General features: G+C 34.8%; 14 protein-coding genes, 1 tRNA gene and 1 pseudogene. 1 reads left to right on the top strand and 15 read right to left on the bottom strand.

Annotated features, from left to right (window positions below; all coding sequences use genetic code 11):
- Positions 1–24: 24 nt before the first annotated feature.
- The 5 genes from ACZ2G0_RS04825 to ACZ2G0_RS04805 all read right to left on the bottom strand — a co-directional run bounded on the left by ACZ2G0_RS04825 (position 25) and on the right by ACZ2G0_RS04805 (position 7,015).
- The gene (locus tag ACZ2G0_RS04825; RefSeq protein ID WP_470309243.1) at positions 25–2,232 is read right to left on the bottom strand and encodes a TonB-dependent receptor; all 2,208 of its coding nucleotides are present in this window, start codon (positions 2,230–2,232) and stop codon (positions 25–27) included.
- Between the two features lie 212 nt (positions 2,233–2,444).
- Positions 2,445–2,798 (bottom strand): hypothetical protein, encoded by a 354-nt coding sequence (locus ACZ2G0_RS04820; protein ID WP_470309242.1) that lies wholly within the window; start codon positions 2,796–2,798, stop codon positions 2,445–2,447.
- Between the two features lie 99 nt (positions 2,799–2,897).
- Positions 2,898–3,893, bottom strand: a complete 996-nt coding sequence (locus tag ACZ2G0_RS04815) for an aspartate-semialdehyde dehydrogenase (protein WP_470309241.1) — start codon at positions 3,891–3,893, stop codon at positions 2,898–2,900.
- Positions 3,894–4,055: 162 nt separating this feature from the next.
- On the bottom strand, positions 4,056–4,478 hold the full coding sequence (gene mscL / locus ACZ2G0_RS04810) for a large conductance mechanosensitive channel protein MscL (RefSeq protein WP_470309240.1): 423 nt from the start codon (positions 4,476–4,478) through the stop codon (positions 4,056–4,058).
- Between the two features lie 92 nt (positions 4,479–4,570).
- Positions 4,571–7,015 (bottom strand): bifunctional UDP-N-acetylmuramoyl-tripeptide:D-alanyl-D-alanine ligase/alanine racemase, encoded by a 2,445-nt coding sequence (locus tag ACZ2G0_RS04805; RefSeq protein WP_470309239.1) that lies wholly within the window; start codon positions 7,013–7,015, stop codon positions 4,571–4,573.
- Between the two features lie 221 nt (positions 7,016–7,236).
- On the opposite strand from ACZ2G0_RS04805, the gene ACZ2G0_RS04800 reads away from it, so the two are divergent.
- Positions 7,237–7,842, top strand: a complete 606-nt coding sequence (locus tag ACZ2G0_RS04800) for a hypothetical protein (protein WP_470309238.1) — start codon at positions 7,237–7,239, stop codon at positions 7,840–7,842.
- Here ACZ2G0_RS04800 and ACZ2G0_RS04795 read toward each other — a convergent pair.
- The 10 genes and pseudogenes from ACZ2G0_RS04795 to ACZ2G0_RS04750 all read right to left on the bottom strand — a co-directional run bounded on the left by ACZ2G0_RS04795 (position 7,837) and on the right by ACZ2G0_RS04750 (position 16,421).
- Positions 7,837–8,559: a porin family protein gene (locus ACZ2G0_RS04795; protein ID WP_470309237.1), complete on the bottom strand. Its 723-nt coding sequence runs from the start codon at positions 8,557–8,559 to the stop codon at positions 7,837–7,839. The two genes, ACZ2G0_RS04800 and ACZ2G0_RS04795, sit on opposite strands and share 6 nt — an antisense overlap.
- 848 nt (positions 8,560–9,407) lie before the next feature.
- Entirely contained in the window at positions 9,408–9,851 is a 444-nt protein-coding gene (locus ACZ2G0_RS04790; RefSeq protein WP_470309236.1) for an SMI1/KNR4 family protein, read from the bottom strand.
- A gap of 18 nt (positions 9,852–9,869) precedes the next feature.
- The gene (locus tag ACZ2G0_RS04785) at positions 9,870–10,568 is read right to left on the bottom strand and encodes an HNH endonuclease (RefSeq protein WP_470309235.1); all 699 of its coding nucleotides are present in this window, start codon (positions 10,566–10,568) and stop codon (positions 9,870–9,872) included.
- Between the two features lie 148 nt (positions 10,569–10,716).
- Positions 10,717–10,872 (bottom strand): hypothetical protein, encoded by a 156-nt coding sequence (locus tag ACZ2G0_RS04780; RefSeq protein ID WP_470309234.1) that lies wholly within the window; start codon positions 10,870–10,872, stop codon positions 10,717–10,719.
- Positions 10,873–11,362: 490 nt separating this feature from the next.
- A complete protein-coding gene (locus ACZ2G0_RS04775; protein ID WP_470309233.1) occupies positions 11,363–12,016 on the bottom strand; it encodes an imm11 family protein in 654 nt (217 codons plus the stop codon).
- 139 nt (positions 12,017–12,155) lie between these two features.
- Positions 12,156–12,717, bottom strand: a pseudogene (locus tag ACZ2G0_RS04770) (transposase).
- A 92-nt stretch (positions 12,718–12,809) separates the two neighbouring features.
- On the bottom strand, positions 12,810–13,214 hold the full coding sequence (locus ACZ2G0_RS04765) for a hypothetical protein (protein WP_470309232.1): 405 nt from the start codon (positions 13,212–13,214) through the stop codon (positions 12,810–12,812).
- 911 nt (positions 13,215–14,125) lie between these two features.
- A tRNA-Ser gene (locus ACZ2G0_RS04760) sits at positions 14,126–14,210 on the bottom strand.
- Between the two features lie 56 nt (positions 14,211–14,266).
- Positions 14,267–15,295 carry an asparaginase gene (locus tag ACZ2G0_RS04755; RefSeq protein ID WP_470309231.1) on the bottom strand — a complete coding sequence of 343 codons (1,029 nt, stop codon included), beginning with the start codon at positions 15,293–15,295 and terminating at the stop codon, positions 14,267–14,269.
- Positions 15,279–16,421 carry a 1-acyl-sn-glycerol-3-phosphate acyltransferase gene (locus ACZ2G0_RS04750; RefSeq protein ID WP_470309230.1) on the bottom strand — a complete coding sequence of 381 codons (1,143 nt, stop codon included), beginning with the start codon at positions 16,419–16,421 and terminating at the stop codon, positions 15,279–15,281. The genes ACZ2G0_RS04755 and ACZ2G0_RS04750 overlap by 17 nt, the downstream gene beginning before the upstream one ends.
- Between the last annotated feature and the right edge of the window lie 35 nt (positions 16,422–16,456).

Below are 16,456 nucleotides of genomic sequence, written 5' to 3'. Positions count from 1 at the left end.
TAACGAGTCTTAGCTTGTGGTTTTTTAAAGTGTAAAATTCACACCTAAAACAACGTTTCTTCCTATATTAGGAATACCATCATTTTTTAATCGGGAAAGATGCGCGATGTATCTTTTATCAAATAGATTATTTCCGTTTAAGTTCACGTTAAAAATCGTTTTACCCAAAGTAACTTTTCCACCAAAACCTAAATTAACCAGCGTATACCCTGCTGATCTTGTTTCAAAACCGCTAACATTATTTTGATTAAAAGTAGAGCTTAAGTTTAGGGTTGCAAAACCTTGGTCCAACCATTTTTTGATTGAAAACTCAGTTCTAATAGTATTATTCCAATTATTAGCCGGAATCAATGGTAAGTATTCCCCATCTTGTTTTTTACCCGTTACGGTTTCAAAACTCGTTTCATAATGCAACCAGTCTAAAGGATGAGGATGGAAATGAAATCCAACTTCTCCACCGTATAATTTAGCATTGTCTTGTATGTAATCAAACACATCATTGTTGTCTAAAACGTAACCGGCCGGCGAAGTATAGATGTAATTATTAATGTGGTTGTAAAAACCATTTACAAAAAATTCAAAATGGCTGTTGTTGTATTCTAGGTTCAAATCCGTTTGTACGTTTTGCTCTGTTTTTAAATTTTCGTTTCCAATTTCATAGCGATTCGTCCCTTCGTGAACACCGTTAGATGTTAATTCAGCCAAGTTAGGCGCTCTAAATCCTGAAGCCACATTTAAACGCATCGTGAAATTATCAGCTAAACTGGTTTTGTATCCCACTGAAGCATTAAAACTATTAAACGAACGATCGATGGGTTTAAAATACCCTTCCTCACCAACTACACCATTTTCAATAGAAGTAATTTGGCGGTTATCAAATCGTAAACCTGCTTGAACAACGCTTGATCCCCATTCATAATTTCCAGTTCCAAACATTCCAAAGTCATTTGTAGTAGCATCAGGAATAAGGTATTCTTCGCCAGAGTTTACATTCGTTTGATGCATTCCTTGAACACCAATAATGGATTCAAAAGCGCCAACCTTAGGAAGATGGAATTTAGTATTGTAATTAAAAGTATTTAATTTCATTTGCAAACCAGCTACGTCACTATCTTCAAACTCAGAACGATCATTAGATACATATCCTAAATCGACATCTAGCTTGGTATTTTTAAAGTAAACAACTGAATTTAAACTTAGCAAGTGACTAAAAACACCTTGTCTCGGGAAACCGGTAGTTTTGCTTGAAGACTGCTCTGCTATTCCGTCTTCGGGAATTCCTAAATCTAGTTTGTTGTAATTGTATCGCAACGTACTTATAAACTTGGAGTTGCTATACCCAATTCCGGTTTTAAAGTCGGTTTCATTATATCGAGTGTTGGTTACACGCTCACCACCAGCAATTCGATAATCTGAATGCGTATTATAGGAACCTCTAGCAAGAAATTTCCAACTGTCAGTTGATGTTTTTAATCCAAGTGAAGAATTACTTCCTAACGTGTTTGAGAATAATTTTTGATTGAAATCAGCCTTGAATGTATTCGCGTCGGCAAATTTCTCAGGATTAAAATACAAAACACCCCCTAAGGCATCTGAACCATACAACAACGAAGCAGGTCCTTTTATAACCTCAACACTTTCGACACCAGCATCATTTAAACCGAGACCGTGCTCATCACCAAATTGTTGGTTTTCCATACGCACTCCTTGCGAATAAACCAAAACGCGGTTCCCACTTAAACCACGAATTACAGGTTTCCCTATGGATGTTCCTGTCGAAACTTGCGAGACACCTGGAATAGTAGCTAAACCTTCTATAAGCGTAGCCGTTCCTTTTTGTTGCAACTCTTTGATGGTGGCATGCTCGACTTTCATAACATTTTGAGACTGCAATTTATTAAAGGCAGTCGAAACAATTACCTCATCCATTTTAAAAATGGCTTGCTCCAAACTAATATTTAAAGTGTTACTATTTGCAGCAACTAGAATTGTTTTAGTTAGGTTGTTATAACCAACGTAATCAAAAACTACTTTTAAGGAACCCACTGGAACATTTGAGATCGTATAATTTCCGCTTCCATCTGTTGTAGTTCCCTTATGTAACTCAGGTGCGTAAACAGAGACACCTACTATTGGATTTTTATCTTTATCGGTTACTGTTCCCGAAACTGTATTTTGCGCTTGTAGCATTGCCGAAAACCCTACTAATAGGATTATAAATATATTTTTCATTGAAATGATTGTATGGATTGAACTAAATAGATTTTGCTTTTTACAATAAACAACACCAAAAGCTAATCAAGATAGAATCCGACTGACTTACAGCACCGATTTTATCTTGAATGCAAAAGAGAGTACTTCTTTATAAAAAGAAAACAGGAATTGATTTTGCTTTACTCCATAGAAAATTAGAATTGGAGCAACTTAATAAATGCAGCGTTTTATTAAGTATAAATTGCGGGCGGTCCTCTATGGGTGTATAAACTTCCCGAAAATATAAAAATTTGATTCTGGGAATTGAAAAGATAAGGTACTTTTTTAAAATTTGAATTAAGATCGTACGTGATTACTTTAGGGGCAATATAAGAACCAAAATTAAACTGACACACCTTACAATCGTCCTGTGAATGGTGTTGATGGGTGATCTCTGGTTCACCGTAATTGTTCTTTTTGTGATGACATTCTTTGTCCGCAAATTGCTGAACAAAATGCTCATAGGTATGCAGTGATTGAAACAGTATTGAAAACAATACCGTCATCACTAATGACATACTAATTAAGTATTTTTTATTTTGCATCACAAGCAAAGGTAACTAAAACACAAAAAAAAACCACTTTAAGTAACATACAATATCAAATGTTGCTTAAAATGGTTTATGTATAAAGATAAAAGAAGTCTAAACTAAATCGTGGCTTCTTAAATATTCTGCTATTTGAATGGTGTTTGTAGCAGCACCTTTACGAAGATTATCAGCAACTACCCACATGTTAAGCGTGTTAGGTTGTGATTCGTCTCTTCTAATTCTACCAACAAAAACATCGTTTTTACCCTCGGCATACATTGGCATTGGGTATTCAAATTCTTGTAAATTATCTTGAACAACAATTCCGTCTGTTGCTCGTAGAATAGTGCGAACCTCATCAACATCAAAGTCATTGCTAAACTCTACGTTCAATGCCTCACTATGTCCACCTACGATAGGTACGCGAACAGCAGTAGCAGTTACGGCAATTGTATTATCACTTAATATCTTTTTAGTTTCACGCACTAACTTCATCTCTTCCTTTGTATACCCGTTTTCCTCGAATGAGTCACATTGTGGAATGGCATTACGGTGAATAGGATATTTATAAGCCATCTCACCATCGATTCCAGCATATTCATTTTCTAGTTGCTGTACTGCTTTTACACCTGTACCCGTAATTGATTGATAGGTAGAAACAATGATTCGTTTTACATTGTATTTTTTATGCAAAGGAGCCAATGCTAGCACCATTTGGATCGTTGAGCAGTTAGGGTTTGCGATAATTTTATCTTCCTTTGTCAACTCAGATGCATTAATTTCAGGTACTATCAGCTTTTTTGTAGAATCCATTCTCCATGCAGAAGAGTTATCAATGACAGTTGTTCCTGCTGCAGCAAATTTAGGAGCCCACTCTAACGAAGTTTCTCCACCAGCAGAAAATAAAGCGATAGCAGGTTGCATAGCAACCGCTGTAGCAAGACCTACTACTGCATAGGATTTTCCGTTAAAAGAAATTTCCTTACCTACAGATCTTTCCGAAGCCACAAGAATTAATTCATCCTCATTACCAACAAAATTTCTCTCTGCTAAAACTTGTAACATCACTTCACCAACCATTCCGGTTGCACCTACAACTGCTATTTTCATTTTATATTTAATTTAGGACTGTTATTTTAATGGTACAAAAGTAAGTAATAAAGAAATAAAAATAATACCGTTCACAAAAAGTAACAAAATGTTACAATTGTAACAAAAAGAAAAACCACCCGCTTGAGCGAGTGGTTAAGTTGAACATATAATGTAGCGGTCTTATTTTTTTAACAAGTCTCTAATTTGAGTAAGTAATTCCTCTTGAGTAGGTCCAGCTGGTGCTGCAGGTGCTGGTGCAGCTTCTTCTTTCTTTTTTAATTTTTCAGCGGCTCTTAAAATAACAAACACAAAAAATGCTATAATCACAAAATTAATGATCGCCTGTACTAAATTACCATAAGTAATTACGGCTGCTCCTGCTGCTTTAGCGGCATCAAGATTAACGTAGCTTTCCCCATTTAATGCAATAAACTTAGTTGTAAAATCAACACCTCCCGTAAGCAAACCTACAACAGGCATTATAATATCGTCGACGGCTGAACCTACAACTTTACCAAAAGCACCACCAATTACTACGGCAGTTGCTAAACTTAATACATCGCCCTTCATTAAAGAGGCCTTAAAATCACTGAAAAATCCCATACTTTTATTTTTTTAGATTAATACTTTTCTTTAGAACTCTAAGATATGTTAAAAAAACCTTAACAATTTAAAATCTCGGTAATCATCAATTATCAACGATAAAATACACGTTTTACCCGTTGGGAAATACTAGTCAATACCTCATAAGGAATCGTATTCAGCTTTTTGGCAATGTAAGAAACCGTGGGTTTGTCCCCAAAAATAATAACCGAATCACCCTCAGTGCAGTCAATATCTGTAATATCCACCATCAGCATGTCCATACAAACACTGCCCAAAATTTTGGCTTTTTTATCTTTGATAGAGACAAATCCTAGTCCATTTCCCCAAGCTCTAGAGATTCCATCTGCGTAACCTATAGGAATAGTAGCCACACGAGTGGGCCTATCGGCTATAAATTTACGGCCGTATCCTACACTCTCGCCAGCAGCAATCATTCTTGTTTGTGAAATTACCGATTTCAATGTCCCTACGTTTTCAAGGTATTTCTGCTCCGCTGGATCATTGGAAACGCCGTACAAACCAATCCCTAACCGTACCATATTGTATTGCGCGTTGGGAAAATTACTGATTCCTGAGGTATTTAAAATATGACGAATTGGGTTGATCTCTAGTTCGTTTATAATTCTGGAAGATAATTTTTCAAATAGCTGTATTTGACCGTTGGCAAAATCCAAATGCTGCTGATCATCACTAGTAGCGAGGTGTGACAATATACTTTGAACCCTAACCGAAGACTCGTTTTTTAAGGTGGAAACTAATTCCTCTAAATTATTTTCCTCAAAACCCAAACGGTGCATTCCAGTATCGACTTTAATATGTATCGGAAACTGCTGTAGGTTTTTTTGTTTGGCAATTTTTAAAAAAGCATGCAATCCCTTTAAACAATATATTTCGGGTTCTAACTTGTAGTGAATAATGGCTGCAAAACTGGTATTCTCCGGGTTTAACACCATAATTGGCGTTTTTATCCCTCCATTTTTTAACGAAATGCCTTCATCGGCGAAAGCCACACCTAGATAATCAACCTTATGGTGCTCAAGTAATTTTGCGATTTCTAATCCTCCGTTTCCATAGCCAAAAGCTTTTACCATCACCATCGTTTTTACCTTTGGCGCAAGCTTAGACTTGAAAAAATTTAGATTATAACTAATGGCATTCAAATTAATTTCGAGCACCGTTTCATGCGTCTTCTCTTCGAGCATGTAAACAATTTCTTCAAATTGAAAAGATCGTGCTCCCTTAATTAAAATGGTTTCATTGCTAAAATCGAGTGTGTCAAATTTCGCAATAAAATCAGCAGTAGTTTCAAATGTGATACAGTTTATAAAGGACTCTTTAAAATTTGAAATGGTGTTACCTATTCCGATAACTCTCGTGATATTATTTGAAACTATGAGCTGCGCTACTTTAGAATACAACTCCTCTATCGATAAGCCACTTTGAAAAATATCCGATAAAATCAAGGTTTTTTTAGAAAATTGCTTTTGGCTTTCTAAAAAATCCAAAGCGATTTTTAAAGACTGAAAATCAGAGCTGTAACTATCATCGATTATACTACAATTGTTAATTCCGGTTTTCACTTTTAATCGCATTTCAACCGGAAACAGTAGTGCCATTCGAGACTGAATCGTTTCAAAATCGTATTTAAAATAGAGTAATACGAGAAAACACGAAATGGCATTTTCAATCGAAGCCTTATCTTGAAAAGGAATTTGTAGTTGATAATCGGTGCCTTGATAGTGGCAGGTCAAGGTGGTTTGTGCATTTACTGTTTCGGTTTTACTCACAAAAACAGCTGCTGTTTTATCTTTGTAGCTCCAAGAAAATAAATTTGTGCCTAACGGTATACAGGAATCAACTAACTTATTTTTCTGATAAATAAGAATTTCACAATGCTTAAAGAGTAGTAGTTTTTCTTTGATCTTTTGCTCCGTACTTTCAAAACCTTCATCATGCGATGATCCTATGCTGGTGAGTACGCCAATAGTTGGTTTGATAATCTCCTCGAGCTTAGCCATCTCAGCGACAGTAGAAATTCCCGCTTCAAAAATTCCTAAATTGTGCTTTTCGTTTATAGAAATAACAGACAAAGGCACACCCACTTGAGAGTTGTAACTTTTAGGACTGCGTATCACATTATAATCCGGACTTAATAAAAAATTAAGCCATTCTTTTACAATAGTTTTACCATTACTACCTGTTAGTCCGATTACCGGGAAATGGAATAAACTACGGTAATACCCTGCGAAAAGTTGGAGTGCCTGGAGTGTATCCTCTACAACCAAAAAATTAGCGCGATCTCTACATTCATCAGGAATATAACGAACAACAAAATTTTGTACCCCAATGTCTATTAAATCATTGATGTAACTATGTGCATCATTATTAGGTCCTACGATGGCAAAAAACAACGTACTCGAGCTGTTTTGCAAAGAACGACTATCGATAGAAACCGAATCGATCGTCGCAGCTGATTGAATGCCAATAAAACGAGATTGAAGAACCGGAACAATGCTTTTTATGGATATACTCATGATTAATTTTAACTGCTATTAAATTGGGTTTGTTACGTACCTACCCAACCTTACCCCCAAAAATAAGACTTCTTTTCAAAACAAGGGTAACTGCAAGCCACTATTTGCTTTAGCCAGTTTAATATAACTAGCTTTTAAAAAGTAGTAAACTACATGCTTTTACTGTTTTTCGTGTACACTATAATTGTTATATTTGTGAATCATATCAACACATTACCGCCTTGAAAAAACTACTAATTCTTGTCTCTTACTTTTTTCATCCCGTTTTTATACCGGTATACGCGACCCTATTTTATTTAATTTCTAAAAACACAACATTCGTATTTCAGGAACAGCTCTTTGTTTTGTTGCAAGTGTTTATTGTAACCTTAGTAGTCCCTATTTTGTTCTTCTTTTTATTGAAGGTGACAGGCAAAATTAGTTCGGTGATGGTGCCTGAAATTTCAGAACGCAAACTACCCTTAGTAATTCAGTCGTTTTTGATTATCATTTTAGTAAAGCAAAGTATCACCCTAGAACGCTATAGCGAACTGCATTTTTTCATGCTTGGTGCTTTAATGAGTACATTAATAGCTCTCATTCTTTTATTTTTTAAGTCAAAAGCGAGCCTGCACATGATGGGAATTACGGGACTAACGCTATTCTATTTTGGCTTAAGCATAGCATACCAAATACAAAACATCGTTTTATTTGCAATACTCATTTTCATTACTGGTCTAGTAGCCTCGTCTCGCTTAGAAATGAAAGCACACACTATTAAAGAAATACTAGTGGGAATGCTTTTGGGAGGTGGACCTCAGCTTTTACTGATGCCATTATGGTTATAGAATGTAAAAGATAACCCCTAATTGTAGTGATTTAAAATTGACAGTTTGCCCATCGACTATCGCTGATTTGAACAATGGATTGAGACCATAGTAGACATATAGGTTAATTGTATTGTACCCTCCTGACAAATAAACACCATATAAAAATTCATTAAAATCTTTATTGTTTATTACAACCGACTTCGTGCTGGCCGTAAATACGGAGCGATCATACAACAAGTAACTGAATTTTACCCCGCCATAAATTCTCCAAAATTTGTAGCTTTCAAATGTTGAAGAACGCCATCTGAATTCTAAAGGAACTTCAACCAGTAGCTGGGTAAATTTATTTTTACTGAAACCAGCGCCATTGTTATTTATCGAGTAATTGATATCCGCACCTAATTGAGAGATCGTTAAGTTTTGATTGTAATTGTTCAACGCAAACCCAATTCCTGTTGCAATCGCTATATTTCTGTTTTTATTAATAGGCATATCTCTTAAAAAACCAGCAGCGAGTCCCAAGGCAATTTTTTGTTGACTAACACCCGCAGGACTATCTTGTAACGTATTGTAGGTAAGTCCTAAATAAAATTGGTCTTCGCGATAAAGTGAATCAATTTTTACTGGAGCTTGCTCTTTTTGTGTTTCGAGTTCTTGTGCAAAAGTACTTGTAAACGATAGTAGCAAAATACCGTTTACTAGAATCGTTTTTATTGTATTACGAATTGTTGCCATAATCATGTTACCCTAATAATTAGCAGTAGTCTTATTAAAAAGGACCACTTGTACAAATATACTATTTTGACTGTCTTTTTGTACCAATAATTCCAAAAACACTAAAACCCCTTAGATTGCTCTAAAGGGTTCTAATTAGTAGGACTATAAAAAATTGGGGCTTTTTATAATTCGGGGAAATAATACAATTTTATTCTTGAAAACTAGAGTAACATAGAAACCAAAATCGCTATTGAGGAGCCAGCCATAATAATAAAAAAACTGCCTACATATAAGAACATTCCCTCTTTTTTATTTGCTGCTTTCATCTGATTACTGTTTTAGATTTACACTAGTATTACTTTTTTCTTAGAACAAACCTATACAAAAATCTGTTTAAAAACAAATATTACCGATAAAAAACACTAATTAACATATTTTGTATTATTTAACTTATATAAAATTGATTGATTATCAAAATAGTACTTACCTAAAACTATTATTAGAGCTTAAAATATATTTTTTCATTCGAACGTATCGCAATTAGTTCTAAAACAGTAATCTATGAAGAAGTGATTTAGCCGATCGCTCGGATATGATAGCGCAAATTGCTTGCTACACCTATTCCCATAGGTAAATAAAAAAACAATTTCTTCCTAAACAAAAAAGCTACACCTTTTTACAGCATGTAGCTTTATTGACTTGTATTGCCTGCTCAACTTTGTGGGCACAGAATGCAATTCTGCGCTAGCCGTAAAAGGAAATTATTGCATACCCGATAGATCGGGCTTCGTGCGGTAGAGAGGTGATCCACACGAAAGGATTCGTGCGGGAGCGGGGGAAGACTTCGTAGATCGGGAAAAGCTAGCTTAGGAGTTTTCTTCTTGCAAACCATTTATAAACTCTTCAAAGCTATCCGCAATTTTGCGTAAAATTTCATTATCTCCTAAACCAACTAAATCATAATAAATTACGCCTTCATCATTTCTTCCAATTGAGACATAAAAAGGTCTGCCTCCAGGGTCGGTAGCAAATGGTATCAAATCATTTCTTCCTATACCCTCATCTTCATCTCGTACAGCTGGTAAAATTAACTCAACTGAGGCATTCCGATTTTTAAGTAATGGAAGAAATGAATTTATAATATAATCAACATTATTATTGTATATGTACTCTTTAGTTGATGCTCCATTATATTTCACAAAAAAATCTTTCAAATAATTTGGTAATACAATATTGTTTGCTAATTCAAAACGCTCTATTTCATCTTTCTCCAATGGAATAAATGAACTGTCAATTGTTAAATGTCTCATTATATATTATTTTGCTGATTAGTAACCACTTCCATTAAATGTTTTGTATTGCGCTACACCTCCCGAATGTCCCATTCCTCCTACTTTTGTATGAGTAGATTGATCAACTAATTGTACAGTAACTTTACCGGTTGCAGGATTAAAATCATCTAAATGATGCCAAGTAAATTGAACCTCTCCTAACTTAGGAGCTTTATATCCAAAGCTTGAAAATCCTGCAGCTTCATTAGCAGCTTTAAAGTCTTTTGCCATATCACCAGTCATGGTAATTTCCACAATGTTTTTTTGCCCCGCTCCACGAAGTGTGCGTTTCTGCCCCCAGCTGCGCCAAGTCTCCTGACTTTGAGCTAAATTGTAAAAATATCTTCTGCGCAATCCCGAAAGCTTGCGGAACCCGACTTTGAGATAAATTATAAAAAATGATTGACTTAAATACTTGATAAATGAAGATTCTTTTAAAACATCTACTTTTGGAATTTCTGCTAATTCTACCTCAACTAATCCTTCCTTATTTATGTAATTACTGGCACTTGAATAGATATAATCTTCAATATTTTTGACTAATCCTGAACGCACAGGATTCATGTGTATATAATCTATTTTTGACCATAAGAATTTCTCAGAATAAACTTCTTCTGCATGATTACCATATTGCCAAAATTGATAATTTTTATTTCTTGTATGTGTTTCTGTAGCTTTTTGAAATCGTTCGAGCATCCATTCTCTTCAACTCTCTGATTCATTTTGAATTTTATCTAAAATTGTTATTGCAGTAAATTTTTTTAAAATCTCTTAATAAATCTGATAATTTACCGTCATTTGAGTGCACTACCATGTGTATGTGATTACTCATTATTACATAAGCTTATATTATCATTCCTTTGTTTTTTATGCAATAATCCATGCATTCTATAACGCTATCTCTATAATTTTGTCTTGTAAAAACATCTATCCAGTCTACAACTGTTGCTGTTATAAAATGTACTTTTTCTTGGTCTCTTATTACATAACCTTCTTTCATATTCTTTGATTTGAAATTAAAGATAGGGAAAAAATTGTTTCTTAAAGTTAGGTGACTATATTAAAAAGTAATATTTAGAGCTCAAAGTAAGGTCCCGAAAGCTTTCGGGATTGCGCAGCTTGATATTATATAGACCTCAAAGTCAGGAGACTTTGCGGAGCGGGCAATAATCAACTCTTTTAAATACGCCTTTCAAATTTATTGTTGCGAAACTCACAAAGTAAGCTCCTGTTTTTTCTCCAAAATTCTATTTTGTACTCATTTAATTAATATTGTGTTTACTTTGAGGGCACGAGCGAGACGCTCGCGCTAGCATAAGCTCAAGCCAGCGGAGGAAAAAGGAATACTCCTTAAACTCATTGTAACTTTTGTATCAAAAAAGAGATTTAAAGAGTATTTACAGAACAATATCGCCAACCTGTAAAAAAGACCTTTTAGTATCTTGTAAGACAAATTCATACATTATTTGGTACTTTTTGAAAAGTGGTTTTTAAACTGCTTCACTTGATAATTTAATATTTGGACATTCATCTATTTTAAGACCCGTTATTCCTTGTTTTTCAATTTCTACTTTCAATTGCGCACTTATTAATGTAAAATATTGAGCTCCTGCTACTTCAAATAAATCGTAATTTGGAAATTTTTCGTTTAATTTAATTGTTTTAAATCTTATTTTTGTTGAAAAAGAAAGTAATCTTTTAAAATTCATTATGCCATCAAATGAATTAAATGACCTTATATCTTCTACACTAAATGGAGGTAGATAATTATAAATTTCAATTTCCGTTCCTTTAAAGTCAATAAAATTATCAAATTGAGTAATATAATGAAACCAAAAATATTTAATATCAGTGCGTAAAACATCAATTGGATAAAATCTATGAGGTGGTAGATTGAACTTCTCTAATAAAATTTTAAACTTTTCACTAACTACTACTCCAAAATTCAAATTTGCGCTATCTAACACATCCGTAGCCTTACTTTTAGGATTTAAAGTTAAGCCATAACGTGGTTGGTAATCTGGGAAACTATTATCTAATACTTCTGTATAAAAATCTATATGATACCCATCCGTTCTTTTTGTTTGTGGGTAAAAACCTATTACTTCTAATTCATTAGTTTTTCCAATATTATAATACATCATAATGATATTATTTTAGCATATTTTGAATAGTAGAATTAACTACCTTTTTAAAATATTCATTCAAGTTTGATTTTGAGGCTTGTTCAATTAAACCATTCCCCTGCTAGCGAGAGCATCTCGCTCGTGACTACATTTTAAATCAATTCACATCTATCTCTAAAAGTGTTTGGTCATTATTTTCATAATTTCTAGAACTGCTGTAGTTCCAATCTATTGGATCAGTTACAAAACCTGACTCAACAGGATTTTGATGAATATCGTTAAGCTTTTGCTCAAAAACCTTTAGCGACCAAATCTCTATTGGATGATTATATTGTTGCCACCCGAGCCTGAACGTGAGAACTGGCGAAGCGAAATTGTCTACGCTTTACATTACTATTCTTTTTACCTGCTCGATCCATAATCCAAAGCATCCATTGGCTAGGCCGAATCACTTCGTTTGGTTTCTCTTCGGCTCTCTTGAACATTTTTTTCAATTGTTTTAAGCCTATTTTTGAAGTAAAACCTTTAATATCTCGGATCACTCCCGATGGATCAACATTTCCCGAACGAAAAATTAAATGTACTTGACTTGGCATAATGCAATATCCATATATTTTCATCCCCTTATTCTTTCTACAAAAATCCAATGATTCTATAATAATCCAAACATAAACATTTCTTGTAAATACGTCAATCCAATTTATTGTTGCGAAACTCACAAAGTAGGCTCCTGTTTTTTCTCCAAAATTTTATTTTGTAATCATTTAATTAATATTATGTTTACTTTCTGGGCACGAGCGAGACGCTCGCGCTAGCATGCACTCAAGCCAGCGGGGGAAATTGTTGATTCTATCTGTAAAACTCCATATATAGTAAAACTATAATAGCCTCTAAATTCATAAATATCAAATATAATAAGATAATTATTATTACACTCTTGAGAATGATATATTTGAAATCTATAGGGATATGGTCTTTTCTTATCTTCTAAATTTTGTAATGTATCAATATCATTTTGAGCTAGATCTTTGTTATCTATTTGACTGCTTTCAATTAAAGAACTTAACAAGTTAGAGTTTTCTAATGAAATTATAATTTTATGTTTAATCTCGCCATTTGCGCAGTAGAAATTAAAATGTAACTCAGAATACAGATTTTCAATAGGAAATGTCCTTTCTCCTAATTGTATTTTTTTTCTAATCAAAAATTTATTCATAATTATTTTTATTTACATAAAATTTCTGTTGGTAAATTTCGCCCCCGATCGCTCGGATGTGTGCATCGTGCAGCTGACAGAACAGAATTGCATGCTGTGCCTATTCCTATAGGCAACTAAAACAAATCTAGAAAAACAATTCCTTTATAAACAAAAAAGCTACACCTTTTTACAGAATGTATCTTTGTGACTTGTATGGCCTACTCAATTTTGTGGGCACATAATATCATTCCACGCTATCCGTAAAAAGAATTTTTTTGCCTATCCGAGCGATGGGGTTTCAATGTAATTGAGCTAAGAATTTATTTGTCATTCCGACGACGGAGGAATCTCTGTTTGTTGCTTGCGTTTGTTGAGATTCCTCCTCCGTCGGAATGACAACCTACTTACTTAAGTAACGAAAACAACCAGTTTACAACACGAATTACTAAGACAGGCGCCTGCAAAACAAATTTACTCCTGTTAATTTTTTTGCGTAAACAGTCTAAAACGTTTGCTATGAAATTGCTAGAGATTAACTTCGTTGATTCCACAAAGGGGCGTCTCACAAAGAAATAATGCTTGGCATTCCATGCCTGAGCCTTTTTTGTTTTATAGCTTAGCCAAACTAAAAATTTTGACACGCCATAAAAGGATTAACTTCGTTGATCCCACAAAGGGGCGTCTCACAATGAAATAATGCTTGGCATTCCATGCCTGAACCTTTTTTGTTTTATAGCTTAGCCAAACTAAAAAGTTTGACCCGCCTTAAAAGGATTAACTTCGTTGATCCCACAAAGGGCGTCTCACAAAGAAATAATGCTTGGCATTCCATGCCTGAGCCTTTTTTGTTTTATAGCTTAGCCAAACTAAAATGTTTGACGCACGCTAAAACAAAAAATGCTCCCCTTTCAGGAAGCATTATTTCTTTGCAGAGAGAAAGGGATTCGAACCCTCGATATGTTGCCATATACACGCTTTCCAAGCGTGCGCCTTCAGCCACTCGGCCACCTCTCTATTTTGGTTTGCAAATAACACGAAAAAAACTGACTTACAAAAGCAATTTCTAATTATTATATCATCTCACCTCGCAAAGGACTTTCAAAAACCTCCTTGAACTGCTCAGGTGCAATATCTTGTTGCAATAAATACATTAACTTGGTAATTGCAGCCTCCGTAGTGATGTCTTTTCCAGAGATAACTCCTATTTCTTTCAATGAAGTACTCGTTTCATATTGGCCCATATTAACACTGCCTCCGGAACATTGGGTTACATTAATAATGTGCAAACCGTTTTGAATGGCTTTAGTCAACAATGATATAAACCAATCCTCAGTAGGTGCATTACCCGAGCCATAGGTTTCCAATATTACTCCTTTTAAGTTTGCAATATTTAGTATTGCTGCCACCACCATTTGGCTTATACCAGGGAATATTTTTATGATGACAACATTAGAATCCAACACTTTGTGAACCATTAACTTGGCTGGATCTTTTTGTGGTAAAAATAATTCGGGCCACTTTTTTAAATGAACACCTGACTCTATTAAGTGTGGGTAATTAGGCGAGGTAAACGCTTTAAAATGTTCGGCATTTATTTTTGTAGTTCGGTTTCCTCTATACAGTTTGTATTCAAAATAGAGGCAAACTTCACTAATAACCGGCGCATTATTTTCTTGTAAGGAAGCAATTTGAATGGCGGTTATTAAATTTTCTTTAGCATCCGTACGCAAGTCTCCAATGGGCAATTGTGAACCCGTAAAAATAACTGGCTTGGCTAAATTCTCTAGCATAAAACTCAATGCTGAAGCGGAATAAGACATCGTATCCGAACCATGTAAGACCACAAAACCATCAAACCGCTCGTAATTAGATTCAATTGCCGTCGCTATCTTTGCCCATTCTGCAGGGTTCATATTCGATGAATCAATAGGATCTTCAAACGAAAGCGTCTCTATCTCGCAATCTAATTGTTTAAGTTCAGGGATTCGTTGTAACAACTTATTGAAATTAAACGCTTTTAGCGCCCCCGTTTCAAAGTCTTTACTCATACCGATGGTTCCACCAGTGTATAGCAGTAATATTTTAGCTTTTGAGCTCATTGCCGTACTTTAATTGATTAACTACTGGATTTGCATACATATCCAGTAAACCCTGTAAAGCAACTGGGTTTTCGGCATCAATTCGCATTTCGAGTCTACGCTCAAAAAGGGACTTTTCGCTTTCGGTATAGCGATCAGCGTAGGTTGTACCTTTATTGACTATATCGTAAGCGATATAATTCGTTGGCCATAATTTATACGATTGCAAAATCGAGTCGTCAATTACTTGCGCTAAGGCCTGAATTTGCTTATTATTATTATCTACCTCAGCTTGTATTTTGCTAATCTCCTGATCTAATACGTCACCAATGTGAATGTGAATGCGTTTTTTCGGGCCCATAATTCCACTTAGTAAGGTCATGAAATCCTCGTTTTTTTCTTTCACATAAACTTCGTTATTGGTCTCTGCAAGTAATTGTGGGATTTTCAAAACATCAGTAGGGTCATATTCGTAGGATATAGCAACAGGAACTATCTTCAGCTTTTTGAAATAGTCCATTAAATTTGCTTCATCAGATCCCATAGCGAGCATTTTTAATACTCCGGGATTAGTAGCGTCATTACCATCTTTAGTTCTTCCTTCGCGTTGCGCGATCCAAACAGAGCGATTTTCATGCTGAATTAAATGCCCAATGTATTCTGATAAAGTTTTTGAGCTTGTTAACATTTCCCTTGGTGACAAACCTCGTTGAACCAAGAAATTACGGTTCATTTTGGCCAATACATTCAAGAAATCTTTTTGTACTAGATTGTCTCCAATGGCTGATGCAGTCATCACTAACCCATGTTCAAATAAAGAGACATTTAATAAGGTGGTATCTAAAACGATATCCCTATGGTTGGAAACAAAAAGATAAGACTCCCCTTTTTCTAGTTTTTCGAAACCGGAGGTTGTTAAGCCATCCGAACTGTTCTCTAAAACTTTTTGGATGGTATGGTATATAAAATTACATTGGAAATCGCGAATGGAATGTGTTTTTGACAGCTGCTCTTTCCAAACCGACTCATCGACTTCAGGAAAGGTAAAACCCATCATCGCCTTCATCATCGGATGGTTTTTTACATTTAAAATGGCCTCATTTATTTCAGAATCATAAAAGGGTCTGATGGCATCAAATTTTTGCATTATTGGTTATTTTAGGTCACAAATGAACAAAAAAA

It is taken from the genome of Flavobacterium sp. KKT103, from assembly GCF_055640565.1.
This window is presented reverse-complemented; position numbering and strand designations above follow the sequence as displayed.